Source organism: Rhizobium tibeticum (assembly GCF_900110205.1).
GTDB classification, from domain to species: domain Bacteria; phylum Pseudomonadota; class Alphaproteobacteria; order Rhizobiales; family Rhizobiaceae; genus Rhizobium; species Rhizobium tibeticum.
Genome location: NZ_FOCV01000068.1, coordinates 1 through 15,001, shown reverse-complemented (window position 1 = coordinate 15,001; position 15,001 = coordinate 1). Strand labels below are relative to the sequence as shown.

Below are 15,001 nucleotides of genomic sequence, written 5' to 3'. Positions count from 1 at the left end.
AGCTTCGGAATGCGAAGCTCGACGGTTCCAGCCCGCGTCTCCCAATCGCGGTCACGGTAGCCATTGCGTTGAGCAAGCCGCATCGGGTTCTTCTCACCAAAGTCAGCACCCGTGGCCGAGCCGACCTCCAGCTCCATCAGCCGCTCGGCCGCAAAACCAATCATCTCACGCAATAAATCTGCATCCGCGCTCTTCTCAACGAGGGAGCGCACGTTCATCATGTCATTGGTCATCGGTGGTCTTTCCGTCAGGTTGGTCTTGAACAACCCGACCCTAGCGGAAAACACTGATGGCCGCCCGCAAAGCCGATCACCCGCTACAGCGCAGCGAGAAGCGCGCGGGCACTCGGCTTTGCTATCTCCCGCCAGTTACACCATCTGCTGGGACACGATCCAGCGCGACTTGGCCTCGACTTTCCAAACATGCCGCGAGCCAATGAACTCGCAGACGTCTACGACCGCAAATCATCCAATCCGTCACCATCGGCCGACACCGCCGATGGTGCGGACCCTCGCCGGCCGTCGGTGACGCGTATTCTGCCCGGTCTACGTCGCTTTACCTGGCGCCTATCACCGTCGGCTCAGAAAACGGCCATCAATGCCGGCCGCTCGGACAAGCCGCTTTATGTTGGTCTGGAGAGCGTGAGCTTTATGCGCGCAACCCATCCGACAGGCCCCTCGAAATCCCTTCCCAGCGCGATAAAAGATCTGTTCAAAGTCAAACTATCGCCGGACGCGGTGATCGCAGACCTGAGTTACTGGTCATCGGATGGCAAGGGCGTCAGCGATGATCTTCGCGCGTTGTCCGATATCGTTGGCAGTGGCGGCTTGCTTGAAACAGCAAGAAGTCCAGCAGACGTCAAAAAGGCCAAGGACGCGCTTGCCCTGCTTTGGGGCACGCAAAATACTCCGACGTCGGGGGTCCAAGCGGTGTTGGCCGGCATTGCCGGCGGCCGTACATTTGACGGTCTGAAGAAACTCAGGAGCGGGCTGGCAAGCGGTGGCGCCTATTGCGCCAAGCTGAAGGATGATGCGGCCGGGGTGGTGAAACGCAAGGAAATGCTGGTTCGTGCTGCGTTGGCCGACTGGCTTGCGGGGACTGACGAGGCTCTGCTGAAGGCGCAGTTGTGCGCCGGCACGAAAACCAAGGATGACGTCATTGACGAGTTGGCCCGGTCGATCGTGGCAACGGTTAGGCCGCTTTTCGCAGAGGCATCGACAGACGTCTCGAAGCTGCAGGAAGGCGTAGAGAAAGCGCGCGCGGCTGTTGCCGATCTCGGTGCTGAGATCGAAGCGGTCATCGAACGGGCGAGGAGCCGGATTTTCCAGTTCGAGGCCGGTTACGACAAGAATATGCCCTGGTCAGCGGCGCGGCGGGCATCGTTCCGGGCCGGGATTGTCGCCTGCGTATCGAGTGTGAAGGGCGATATCGAGGCCGCGATCAGTGAAACGCGCCAGCGTCTCCATGTGGAACTCAACAGCGTCGCACAGGGGGTCGCCGGCCATATTTCAAAAGCAGTCGCCCAGATACAGGAAGCGCAAGGCGGCATAAGTGGCGACCTGGTGTCGGTGCGCACCCTTGTAGATGTCATCCTTGCAGGTCTCGAGGGCTATCTTGGGACGGCGGATACGCGCAAGTTCGAAAAGGTGCTTGGCGACCTGCGCGCTCAAGCGGCGAAACATCTCCAAGGGCATACGGATCTGCTTGATATCGTCAACGAGCGGCTTGGTCTCGTTGAGCGTGCGCTCGAGATAACCCGAACGTCTGTAGCGACGTTGCGCGTGCTGTCGAAGGATGTCGATGAGGCGTCGGATCAGGTTGAAGCGCGGCTGCTTGGCGCGCTTGAAACAGTGTCTGGGGCGTTTCAAGGTTTCGGCCAAAGCCTTGAAGACGCTGTTAGAAATCTGGCGGCAATCGGTGCAGACCTCATCGATACGCCGGCAGAATTCCTCGCCGCAAAATTTACCGCTGCAGAGAACGAGATCGGCAAGCTGCTCACTTCGATTTCGGAGGGTTTTGCCGATGAGCTCGCGGTCATCAAGAACGCCACCGACGCGGTCGTCAGACCGCCCTTGCGCTGGCTCGACGCGAAACTCGCAACGACCAATGCGACTTTGAACGCTGCAACACAGGACATCGCATCGATCGTCGCCGATGCTGCAGCGGTTCTTCAGACGGTTCAGAAGGAACTCGCGCCGGAGAAACTGCTGGACGATTATGTGGAACCATTGGCTATCCGACCGGGCCTGGAAGTGCTGCTGGCGCCTGTGCCATCGGATTTCGACGATTTTGCCGATGTCATTGACCTGGTGCGGTCACGTTTGACGGGTGTTGCCGGGGAGGTCGGTCAGCGGATGCGTACCTTCAGCGCCGAGGCGTTGAGCGGACTTGAGAGCGTCACCAAGGCATGCGCTGAGATCTTTGAGGGAGTGGCGGAAGCGGAGGCTCTGCTGCAAAAGCTCGCCGATCCCGGGGCTTATCTGACCGAGGCACTGACAAACTTCCCGCATTACAAGGCGTTGGTGGACGCCTGTGAAGCGTTCGAACAGAACCGCATGACGCTCGAGGACTATCTCCAGCAGGTCAGGAATTTCGATCGTTCTGTGCGGGCACTTTATAATACGGTTTCACGAACGTTTGAGACAGCGCAAGCCTATGCGGACCGCGTTCTCGATGAAGTCAGCCGTTTGGGAGATGGCGGACTCCTGGCCGCGCCAAGCAACATCTTGAAGCTCTATTCGGCGGTAACCTCGGCACCTGAAATTGCAGCGCTCAAAGCAGACATCGATCGCATTCGCTCTGCCTATGACGAGGTTTCCGACATCATTGACACAACCCAGGCCTCGGCTCTTTTCGGCAGGCTGGGCGATGAACTGAAGGCTCTTGGTCTGTCGATCCCGTTCGACAAGATCGGTGACAGGATCCTGCCGGCCAATCTGGAAAACTTCGAGATCGGTAAGGTTTTCCGCAATTTCGGCGGCGCCAGCCTCGATCGTCTTTTCAAGGGCTACAAGATACCCTCGAATGTACGTGATGCGGTGAGGATTACACACGACTTCGACCAGAAGGAAGCACGCGCATGGGTCCAGATCGACGTTAAGGCGCCGTTCCCGGGTCGCCGGAGCCTGTTCTCCCTTGATGTTTTCAAGGCAGACTTTGTCGATATGGAATTATCCGGCCGCGTAAGACTGGAGGCATCGAAGGACGGCGACGAGATTACGCGCACAGGCCATGGCCGGATCGGCACCGTGATCGATACGGTGGTCGCCGGCCAATCCATGGTCCGCTTGGAAAAGTTCGGGCTGAATTTCAGCAAGGAAGGCGGATTACAGGTCGAGTTTGACCCGAAAAACATCCGCCTCAATCCGCAGTTCAAATTCATCCAGGATTTTCTTGCCAGCATTTTCCCTGACCAGATCGGGGGCATGACCATCGTCAAGGACAATGGCATGCCGGTCGGCTTGGAGCATCAGTTTGCGATGCCGTTCCTGTCTGCCAATGCCGGCACCAGTGGAATTCAGAACCTGTCATTGAACAACAGGTTCAAGCTTGTGGCGTTCCCAGATTTTATGTTGGCCAACCGCTTCGGCCTTTCCACGATGGAGCGACCATTCATTTTCTCGATCTTCGTCATCGGGGGCGCAGGACACGTTCAGGTTGAATCCGAGTACCGCCCATTCCGCGATGAGTTGACGGTTCTCGTCGACGCGAGCGCTGGCGGATCAGCAGCACTTGCCGTGGCGTTCGCTGCGTTCAGCGGCCAGGTGTTCATTACACTTTCCGGAATGCTGAACTATCGCAAGACCATCGGTCGGGGAAGCGGCCTGACCATCTCGATGGTGCTGGTGATTGCGGGCCATGTCGATGTCGCGGGCATCGTGACCGTCGGAGTGACATTTACGCTGAGGCTCACCTATCAAGACAACGGGCAGATTGATGCGAACGGAACGCTGTCGGTCGAAATCCGTATTTCCGAATTCTTCAAGCTCAAAGCGCGTGGTCAAGCCAAATACAAGCTAAGGGGCGGGCGTTCCGAGGCTTCGATTTCGACGGTCACGTCCGGTGAATTTGAGGACCCGGAACTTCAGAACAAGGCTCGCAAACTCCAGGATGCGGCCAAAAAACTCGAAGAGGCGATGAACTAATGCCGATCATGGAACCCGTCATCCATTGCCGCGTCGATCTCGAACCGAACTCCTTTCACCGAACAAGGGCATTTGCCGTCAACCTCGCTTTTGAGGCGGTCGGCGACCGCATCGGTGTGAAGACAAGCGAGGTGCAAGGACAGGCTGCTTTCAAGAGATTTTGCAAAGGACTGGAAGATGTCGAACTTCATCTGTTTGTAGCATCCCGCAATACCGCGGTCGCGCTTCAGCATGTGGGTCGAGTGAATACGCTGCCTGCGGTTGGCGGGAAAGGCGATCCGGACCTAATCAAGTGGCTCGCCGCGCATGAGACGTCGGGCGCTTACTGGGTAACGCCAGCACACTGGAATCCTGACACAGCAGTCGATGCGGAAACCCCGCGTGCGACCTACCGGCTTCGTGCAGCGCAGGCCTGGAACGCCCCGGTCGGTCACCGGGTCGGGCTCACCTACCTTGTCGAGCAGGATATCCACGGCAAGCACTATGTCATCCTGCCGTTCTCCTCACAGAGCGAAGCCGTCGACTTCACCCACGTCTATTTCAAGCAACGCCTTGGCGGAACAGCCGAAGACATCAAACGCGATGCCTATGACTTTACCTATGTTTCGGGGTTCGGCTTGGGAGAGATCACCTGCCGAACCAACCTGATTGGTGAAGGCATCACGGATCCGGGACTACGTCTATCCGACATCGATCCCGGCATCCGCGATGATGGGTATATCCTGGTCAACCACGAAGCAGACGATGTTCGACATATTGTCAGGATGTTCGAGGAGCGGAGCGGGTCGCTCCTGAGCGTGCATGGAACTCTGCAACCGTCGAAATCAAACGAGAGAGGTTTATTCGAAACCTATTTCGGCGTTCGGGCTGAAGGCGATGCCCCAACCAACAACGCGAAGGATGACCGGCAGTACTACTGGGGCGCGGCCAGTTGGCTGGTCGTCGCGCGCCTCTTGACGGCGCTGGACATGATCGTTGCCGCGATTATGCGGCCTGATTCTACGTCGGGCGCGGCCGTCGAGGGTGATGTGCTGGCACCACTGGTATCGGAAATTTTGAGCGGCGCAGAGAAACTTCTGCCGAGCCAAGATGGAAAGACGATCGCAGAGGCGTTGCGGTTGGTGCTGTCTCAACACTCTGCTTTGACCGGAAGCGGCTCAAGAGCACTGGGATCTGCAGCAGTCGTTGCAGCACTGCGCCGGTTTTACGACATCCCAGCGATCGGCAAGGAACCAAACGGGACCACAATCGCGCCGGCAACCATGCTGGAGTTCATCTCCCATATGTTGGACGCGTATAGCAATCCCGACATAGGTGCCAGCGATAAAATCCCAGACATCGCGCGAGAATTCGCAAGCACCCTCGGAACGACCTCCGTGCAGACTATCCTTGTCACGCTGAGTGGGCTCGAGGAGGACCTGGCAGGGGAAGAAGGCGTCGAGAGGGCCATCGTTCGTTTACTTGAATCGGTGGAGGACCCCGGGACATCCCAACCAAGTTTGGCATTTCTTCTTGCCGCGACGTTGGAAGGCAAAACGGCACCGAACCCGGACCTGGTGAGCGCCATTGCGCAGGCATGGTCGCGCTACAGATCACTTCTGGACGGCCCTTTTAACGGAGCTGAGGCCGTTCGCAGATCTGCGGGTGCTTGTTATGCAAGGCTATTGGTGAGGAAACTCCAGGCGCACTCCAATCAGATCGCATCGGCCGATCTGCGCGATCTGGTCCAGACCGCCGACGTCTACCACGCCCGACTTTATGGAAACAGTTCTGGCTCGTATTGCTTTGACGAAGTACTGCAGGTACTGGCAACACCCAACCCGCGTCACCTGCCGGTTGATTTTATAGGAGAATTGCGAACGCGCCTGTCGGATCTTTATCGTCAGGCCGTCGGACCGGTCGCGACCGTTTCTCGTCGCTTCATACCTGATAGCGCGCCAAGGCCCCTCACGGTTCAGATCGCCTCGGATCTTGATGCTACCAAGATTGACGCCTTCGGCGCCGCCTTGAACGGCATCTGTGTCGGCATACGGCGACGGGAGCGAGGTAGGAAATGGGCTCATCTCAACCTCTCTGATCTTGTCTGGGGACCCCGCGAGGCCGTCCAGGCCAGCGGCGCCCTGCATCCGATGTTGCCGGTATCGTCTGACGGGCGCGGTGCCATGTTCATCGACTATGAGGGTATTCCCTTCGCTGACGCCGTCACCGACGAGCGGATCGCCACCGAGGACGCTCCATCACGGGCCGATCAGGCAAAACCATTTTACAGACCACAGCCGCATAAGGCCAATGCTTCCGACTTTGAGCCGCTGCCACGACTTGCCTACGGGCGGAAGTTCCAACTCTTCAGCTTTGTCACCACAAATTCGGGTAGTCTGCCGGAAAAAATTCGGCTTTCTGCAGACGAGCCATGGTTGCCGGCCCGACAAGTTACGGCACCCATCCGATCCGGCTCTGGTGCCCCGTTGGTAAATGACGTCGTCAGTTGCGTCGATTACCAGCGCCGCACGGCGATCGCGCAGATGGGGCTCAAAGAAAGGGCCGGCCACATTGGCAAAGTCCTCCCTGAAGTCCAGCCTCTTGCAGACGACTACCCGCGTTTTGGAGTGGTCGGAACGAATAGCGACGCCGGCACGGTCGATCTCATGCGTGACAGCGACGGCATGGGCAGGATGTTCGTAGCAAACAGGGTCGGTAATCCGAGCATATGGCAATTGACCGATGTTCGCTGGTCGGGAGTCGCCGCGAAACTTTCGATCAATCTCTACGAGGCGGATCCCGCGACACCGGACGAACGGGGCGCCATTGACATTGAAGTCACTGACGCCTCGCTGTTCCAAAACGCCAAGACTTTGTCCCTGGTGTTTGACACGACGGTCGGCGTGAACAGGGCGTTGGTGCGAAAGGTAGAGGTCAAGGCTGACGGGAAGACAATTGGTGAAAAGCCATTGACCGCCGGCGAGAAGCACTTTTGGGTCCGGATAGGACTCACGGGCGCGACAGCAGACTTTGCGTCAATGACCTTCGGCGGCTTTGATGAGCTCAAACCGGATGGAGTTTCGGCTCCTCTGCTTTTGCTCAAGCCGGCGAACACGATCTGGAAGAGTTCCATCCCGTCGCAAACGAATGCCACGGTTTCGACCCCGCGCGTTGGCTTCATTGATTTTTCCAGATGGATGGCAAATGAAGACCTGCGCGAGCGCGCTTACGATCTATCCGGTCGAAGCGATGCAAACTTCGAAAAAGCCAAGCGTTTCGACTTCGCATTGCTGGCGGCCTACAACATGCGCCATCTCGATGAGGAACTTGCGCGTCTGCTTGACAATCTTCCTGATCCGGCCGTCGAGGAGGTTGAGGCGACGCTGTTTGTGGCCGACAGCCTGACGGGCAGGGCCGGTGCCGCTGTCCGCACGCGCATCAGTCTGCGAGAGTGTTTTTCGCAGGTCATTGCCAGCATGGATAAAATTGAGGAGGAAGCGCGGGCAATCTACAACAAGGGCCGCGGCGCGGGCGATCAAATCACCGCGCCGGACGTTGTATGGACGCCCTGGGGTCTGCGGCAGGCTTTGTTCAGCCGTCTCGATCAGCGTTTTACGTTAAAACTGGAGGTCGGTTCCGGTCCATTCGCTCTGGACCCGTCGCCAGCGACATCAGGTGCTGCTGGTGACGTTGATGCATATCAGCATGCAACGCTTACCGCGATCGTGCCGAACAGTGCCGTATCGCATTTCAGCTTAGCTGCCTTGGTGCCTGAGCTTCATTTTCAAGAACAGGGCGCCCACCCAACGGCATTTCACACCGGATTGCTGCAATATGCCAAACGGATCACGGCGGACCGATACTATGTCTATCCGGCGGCATCGCTTCGCATCGAGGTCATGCACGACGGCATGGGCGAACTCACCGCCAATGACAATGCCATCGGCGCCCGCCTCGCGGCGGACATGATCTCAGTGCGCCCGGTTGAAAAGGTGAGACGCTATGACCTGGCGACGGCTTCGCTCACGCCGAAAGGCGACTACGAGCGGTGGCGTCTGCTTGGTGCAGTCAGAACGACCACGCAAAGGTGGCGGCCCACTGGCAAGCCGATTTACAACTACATCAATCCAAGGGAGCATGTTTGGGTCGAAGAGGGAAAGGATCGACCGACAACGTTTAAGCACCCCGCGCTGCGACTCGAATTAGCGGGCTCTCGGTCAATGCTTGCCCAGTTCGAGCGCGAAGCGTTTTTCGACCGATCCGACGTCGATGCTCAAACCGTACCCCAGTTGCTCTCACCCTTGCCTGCGAGCACCGTCGTCCAGCAGTTTCCATGGGAGCCGTTGTCAGCGACCTATTTCAGACACCGATTTACGCTGCACTCCCGTTACATCGGCGCACTGGTCGAACGCCGGCGAGGCATTTGCAGAGCCTGGAGGCAGGAAAAGGAAAATCGACCAACCCCGGCCCATTTGTGGACGATGCGCGTGGCAATGCTGGCTGACCTTTCCCGCATCGAGATCACACGGCCGCAGTTGCGCGCACTCGTTCCGCTCACAACGTCGCCAGGGGGCGAGGATGCGCTTTCATCCGTTCCCCCGGTTGCGGCAATCCTGCAAGAGCCGCCGTTTTCCCGTGGCGGCCTGGCAGACAGGATCCTCAGCGAGATCACGACGGGATTTGGTTACGGCTTCGCAAGGCCACGGCGGGATAATTTGCCCGTCGAAATTCTCGACTCACGCAAGGAGATCGGACCGAACCCGCAATTGACCTACCGAGCATTGCCATCGGATCAGGCGCTGGGTCTGTCCTTGTCGAGTGAGGGGCCGGCAGGCCTCACGTTCGACACGCCTGATGCTCCCGCACCAGCATTCCCAAATACATTGATCTCGTTGCGTCCGGTCAGTCTCACGGGGGATCGTCCATCGCTTGACCAAGCATTGGTTGCCGTTTCCATGCGGCGGTACATCGACCCCGTTTGGACGAACATCGACGAGACGGGCAAGGAAAGATCGACAATCAACCTCGATCCGGAACGCAGTTGGTGGATTGGCCAGCGTGAACTCACGGAAAACGTGGAGCTATCCTATCGCCTTGCCGGAGGTAAGGACTTGATGCCGCTTGCCGTAGCCAAGGTATCGCCATCGCTTGTCGAAATCAGCGCGTTCAAAGAACCGATAGATGGCATCGCAGGCGCGCTGAGCCAGGAAGTGGTGATCGCCCGGGCGGCGGCGAACATAGTCGGCTCAATCGCTTTCTTGAGTTGCCGGATTGCGCCAGGTCGCTACAGCCTGTCGGTCGTCGCGACGAGAAAGGGCATCAATGTCGCGCGCGGAGAAAGTTCAACACCGATCGTGCTCGCATCATTCGAATGGTCACCGGAAAAGATCGGTGGCAAAGACGAGGCGCAGCCAGCGCTCGAGGCCCTGGTTGCCACGGTTACGACAACTGGCAATCTCGTCGCAATGGAAACGATGGCGAGTGCTGCGACGACATTGCGCTGGACGCAGTGCAGCCAGGATTTCAATATCGTGCACATTTTGGCCGATGGCGACAGCCGGCCGATTGCAACACCGCAGCTTGCCCGCAACCTGGTGGCCAAGATCGACCCCGCGGACGGCGCGTTGCAGTTTAATTTCGCGAACGGCAAGACGGCTGCACAGTTATGCCCATCCACGACCGGCAACATCTATCCGGTCAACGTCCACCGTCATCTTGCCGTCATCACATCAAGGTTCCTCAAGGAACTCGGAAATCCCGTAGAGACGTTCTGCAGAACGGGTCTTTTGACCGGCGTTCGGTCTGAACTTCTCAAGCCTGCCAAAGCCGTCAAACCCGAGATCATCGACGAGGCGGTTAGAGTTTTGGAGTTCGAAACACCGGCAGTCATTGTCTGCAACGGCAAAACGAGCGCCCCGCCGGCTTTCAAGTCACCCTATTTTGAGCTCCTGTCGAGCGGATATCAGAGCGCAAGTGAGATCCGGCTTTCCCTCAGGTTTGTGGGCTCAACGGTTCAGTTGGAGAAGTTTCGGGAGATTTCAGTCAACCTTAGTCAGCCCGCTCAGCCGAACCGGAAGGAGGTGGTGCTCCAAATCCAGCTTGAGGACGCTGGGCGCACGGCGACGGGAGCGACCATTGTCATTCGCCCTTCAAGCGCTAGGCCTCTCGAAACCTGGGTGACATTTTCCGATGGTACGCATCTTGAGCGGACGGCGCCTGGCACTCTGCCCCTGGACTTTACCACTACGGCGCAGGGCTTCTTCCTGAGCCTGGACGCCGCGGCTTCAGATAACTCGGAATTCTGGGCCGACATATCGATGCTCCATGGAAGCGCCGCGGAGGCCATGGCTCCAGCGATGACAAGGACGCCGGCCGCAAGTTTCGACTTCAACTGGTTATTCTCTGCCACGCATGGTGGACATGACCCACAGGCGGCAGTGAGTTCGTCGGGGTTGAACGCGATGAAGGAGGCGCAGGCGCGGCTTGTAACGGTCTCCCCGCCGATTCCGGTCATTCCCGCCTGAGATGCGCGGAAGCATGAAATTAGAACAGAACAGAGACCGGGCGTCAGCAACTGGAGGAAACCATGGTTAGAAAGACGCAGACTGCAAAGCAGCATCCAACGCAAACCGATCACGACATGGTCCCGCCACAGCCTCCGGAGGCTGAAGATTTGCGGACACGGATCAACATTCTGGAAGAGGAGATCGAACAACTCAGGTTTGACAAGTTCTACAAACAGGCGCGAGAGGAGCCCCATGATCCCGCGGCCCTGACGCTTGCAGTTGACAAGTATGTTCGCGACACCGGTGACGGGTGGCTGACCGTTCTTACGAGCGGAACACGCACATCGCTGCCCTCGGGCCTGAAAGTCGCGGTAACAAGTACTGCAAATGGTCGTGACTACGGAACGATCACGGAGGGCGTGCTCGATGGCACCCGCTTCGATGTGACCGCTGGCAACTTGGACAACAGTTATCGTCGTGTGAGTGACCTTCGGATCAAGGTCAAGCATCGCGCGGGATCACCGGTCGTTATCGATGGCGTCAGCTACGACCTCGACCTTACGATTTCATACAAGGAAAGTGGGACAACGAAGAACGCCGGTCCCTTTCCTGCAAAAACGGCCAAAGATCCGCTGCCCTACGGTACCCATGATCTGGAGATTGCGGACTATCCGCACCCGGCGGGATCGGGCTATGGTGCGTTCGGAACCGTGTGGTTCAGGATCGGCCACAATGGTGACCGCTATCTTCACCCCGGACGGGTGTCCTTGGGATGCATGACCTGCGCGCCGCCGAATTGGCCCGATGTCTACCGGATCGTCAATGCGTCCAGAATGGATTCCAGATCGGTCGGAACATTGGAATTCGTTGCGCCGGCAGTTGCCAACCGCGTGTCAAAATCGACGTCGGCTGCCCGCAAACCTGCGGCCCGCAAGGGTAAAGCCTGACCGAGCGGTATCAATCGGTTGGGTAGCTTATCGAAAAACCTGACGTTGCAGTATCTGGGATTGCAGCTCAACTGGGCACAATCCCATCAGAATACGCCCCATGCCCGAAACCTCCCCCTCCCGTCATCTCTCTCCAGCTCGCCGACGATGCGCCGCGCCGCCTGCGGCGTGACGTCCAGCGTCTTCGCCACCATTCCGGCAGACACCAGCGGCTTTGCCATCACCAGCTCGACCAGTTCCGGCAATTTTGAGGAGGTTCGCCGTCCTTCAAGTTTTCGGTCCATCATCGTTTTCGCCAGTGTCAGCCGGTCATGGTCTTTAAGACCGATCTCGGCGGCCGCCAACAGCCCGTCGGCGATGGCGAGCAACCGGGTTTCACGGTTGCGGTGGCGGCGGCGATCAACGGGAATGGTTTTGAGGCCGAGATTGATGGCGGCGAGATGGGCGCCGGTGGTGATACCGGCCTGCCGCAGGATCGCGGCGGCGAACAGTCGGCCGAGCCAGGGAGCGTGCTGAAGCACCGACAATTCGTTCCATGCATCGAGGGCAACGATGGCCCGAAACACCGCCGGCAGCTCCTGGGCCTGGCGCAGTACGCCGCGCCACTCCTCGAGCCGGGCATCCTCGTCCCAGTCGAGATCATAGATCATCGGATCCTTTTCGGGACGGCCGGCCGCCGCGCGGCCACCGGCGCGGCCGGGACGTGTTGCGTCCTCGATTGCTGCCGACGACCGAGCCAACGTCGCATCGATGGCAGCAAAATCGACGCCAAGGAGGTTTTCGGCCTCGTCATTATCGTCCCCCTCCCATTCCCGATCGGCGGCAGGAGGAGGTCGCATGATGCCGGCCGGCTCTGCCGCCTCGGCGCCGATCGCAGTGGCGTCCGACGTTTGTCGCAAAACCCGGATACCCTCCGCGGACAGAGCCCAGCCGGCCGACTGGCCAGAAATCCGTCGGCGGGTGCGAAGCACGTCGCGGGCGATGGTCGGGGCGCGGACGTCGGCGCAGGCGTCGTGCAGGACGAGGTCTTCGAGATGAACGAGCTCGCCATCGATCCACAGCGAGGCGCAGGCGTCGCCGAAATGCATCCTCTCGATTCCACCCTTGGCCGACCGGCGAGCGTGCGATGCGCTCGTCGAGACGCGCTAGTTCGATACCGGCGCGGAAAGCCGGCTCCAGCAGTACGGGGGGCAAAATCGGTGGCAGCAGTTTCGGTGAGCGAGCATAGAAGTGTGCATAACCCGGCGTTTTGAGGCTTGATTGATAGCCCGGGGATTCTCCTGCAGGGGCAAATCATGATTCGATTCTGCCATGACGAAGCGGCTCCCCTCCCCCGAGCATGCCGACACGCTGTCGCTGAATGCGTTGCGCAGTCTTGTGTCCGGTCTGTTGGAGCGGTCGCAGCAGGCGGAAGCCCGGCTTGCGAAGCTTGAGGCCGGCAACGTTCAGCTGCGCGAGGAAAACGCCGCCCTTCGGCTCGAGAACACCCGGTTGAAACTCGACAATCAGCTGCTGCGCGACGAGATCGCCCGGTTGAAGAACCTGCCGCCGCGCCCGCCGTTTCGCTCCTCCGGTATGGACAAGGCGACGGATGCCAAATCCGATAGCAAAGCCCAGACAAAGAAGAAGCCGCGCGGTGCGAAGTTCGATGTGAAACGGGTGAGCCGGCAGGAGATCCTGCGCATCAATGCCCCGGCCGGCTCACGCTTCAAGGGGTACAAAAGCATCTATGTTCGCGACCTGGTACTCAAGGCGGAGCTCGTGCATTACCGTCGCGAATGTTGGGTGACACCGGATGGAAAGACGGTACTGGCAGCCTTGCCGGCGGGGATCATTGGTGGCTATGGTGCCAATCTCAGGCGGCTGTGCCTGATGTTGCATGCACAAGGACAGGTAACGACCGCGCGTCTGACGACATTGCTCAATGACATTGGTCTCGACATCTCAAAACGCCAGATCGTACGGCTTTTGACCCGGCAGCTGGATGGCTTTGTTGCCGAGGACGCGGCGGTGTTGCATGCCGGTCTGGTGTCGTCGTCTTATGTCACTGTCGATGATACTGGCGCTCGACATTCCCATAATCCATGTTACGCCACACACATCGGCGGCCCGAATTTTACTGTCTTTCGCACTACAAAATCGAAGTCCCGCCTGAATTTCCTGTCGCTACTGCGCGGTGGCTACCAGGATTATGTGCTGAACGATGCCGCTTTCGATTACCTGAAAGAACGCCGTGCGGATGCGGCCGTTACTGCCGGACTTCGCGCTCTTGAACCGCAGCGCTTCTGCAACCAGGTGCCATTCCTGGCGCATCTGGCCGACAGCGGTATCGACATCTTTGACCGGCAGGAGATTGGCACGCTTGCCGAGGCCGGCCTCTGGGGCGCCATCCGCCATCATGGCCTTGTGGGCAACATGGTGATCGTGTCCGACGACGCCGGCCAGTTCCGAGTCGGCAATCACGCCCTGTGCTGGGTGCATGGCGAGCGCCTTTTGCAGAAGCTGATGCCGGCGACCGCGAAGGAGGAACGGCTGCTCACGATGGTCCGCGATCTCGTGTGGCGCTTTTACAAGGCGCTGAAAGCCTACAAGCAGAATCCTTCCCCTCAGTCCGCACCCGCGTTTCGACGACGGTTCGACAGGATCTTTACCCTGCGCACCGGTTATGAGGCCCTCGACAGGTTGCTCGAACGGCTGCATCGACGAAAGAATGAGCTGCTGAAGGTCCTCGAACATCCCGATATTCCGTTGCACACCAACGCATCGGAGAATGACCTACGAACGTTTGTCACGAAGCGGAAGATCTCCGGCGGTACGATGAGCGAGGATGGTCGTGTTGCGCGCGATGTCATGCTTGGTTTGATGAAGACGTGCCAGAAGTTGGGGCTTTCCTTCTACCACTTCCTCGGTGACCGGCTCGGCATTGGCACCATAGGTAACCCAGTCCCGCCGCTGCCGGCGATCATTCTCGCCAGGGCCTAAACACCGGAGCCGCTCGGCTCGGCCGCATTCAGCGACGTTGCCCAACGAACCGGCAGTGCCACCAAATCTGCTCCACGTACCCCCCGGTTACCCCGGTTACCACTGGATGGGCGGATGGGCGAGATCATAACGCCTTGACATCATGGTAAATACGTCATTAACCAGAAGCAATATCGATCTTTGCTTCCGCTGCTCCTGATGAGTTCGGGTTACAGTTCTAACCATCGATAAGTAGCAAGTATCGATAGTGACGGCTTTCAGGCCGCAGAGCGGCTAACGTCGGGGCAAATCACCGCGACGGCGATCACAAATTGGCGTCTGTCTGCAGCGACACAAACGACGGGGACTCGTACCTGGAGCATTTTTGGTGGCAGAAGGGATTCCTGTTTTTTGTAAATCATGAGATTCTTCCTTCATGACGAAGCGCCGCCTTCCCATGATC

Annotated in this window: 5 protein-coding genes and 1 pseudogene; 4 read left to right on the top strand and 2 right to left on the bottom strand. The window is 58.7% G+C overall.

Annotated features, from left to right (window positions below; translation table 11 throughout):
* Window positions 1–233, bottom strand: a 233-nt coding sequence (locus tag BSG20_RS32820) for a transposase (protein ID WP_177309918.1), incomplete at its 3' end; no start/stop codon positions are given.
* A 189-nt stretch (window positions 234–422) separates the two neighbouring features.
* On the opposite strand from BSG20_RS32820, the gene BSG20_RS32810 reads away from it, so the two are divergent.
* The 3 genes from BSG20_RS32810 (at window position 423) to BSG20_RS32800 (ending at window position 11,577) form a co-directional block, all read left to right on the top strand.
* On the top strand, window positions 423–4,145 hold the full coding sequence (locus BSG20_RS32810) for an Mce/MlaD family protein (protein WP_072382061.1): 3,723 nt from the start codon (window positions 423–425) through the stop codon (window positions 4,143–4,145).
* The gene (locus BSG20_RS32805) at window positions 4,145–10,648 is read left to right on the top strand and encodes a hypothetical protein (protein ID WP_072382059.1); all 6,504 of its coding nucleotides are present in this window, start codon (window positions 4,145–4,147) and stop codon (window positions 10,646–10,648) included. The genes BSG20_RS32810 and BSG20_RS32805 overlap by 1 nt, the downstream gene beginning before the upstream one ends.
* Window positions 10,649–10,710: 62 nt before the next feature.
* Complete coding sequence (locus BSG20_RS32800) at window positions 10,711–11,577, top strand: hypothetical protein (protein ID WP_072382057.1); 867 nt, start codon at window positions 10,711–10,713, stop codon at window positions 11,575–11,577.
* 86 nt (window positions 11,578–11,663) lie between these two features.
* Here the strand turns inward: BSG20_RS32800 and BSG20_RS32795 are convergent.
* A pseudogene (locus BSG20_RS32795) lies at window positions 11,664–12,786 on the bottom strand (RHE_PE00001 family protein).
* A gap of 102 nt (window positions 12,787–12,888) precedes the next feature.
* Between BSG20_RS32795 and BSG20_RS32790 the strand changes: the two are divergent.
* Entirely contained in the window at window positions 12,889–14,559 is a 1,671-nt protein-coding gene (locus tag BSG20_RS32790; RefSeq protein WP_093041736.1) for an IS66 family transposase, read from the top strand.
* The last annotated feature ends 442 nt before the right edge of the window (window positions 14,560–15,001 follow it).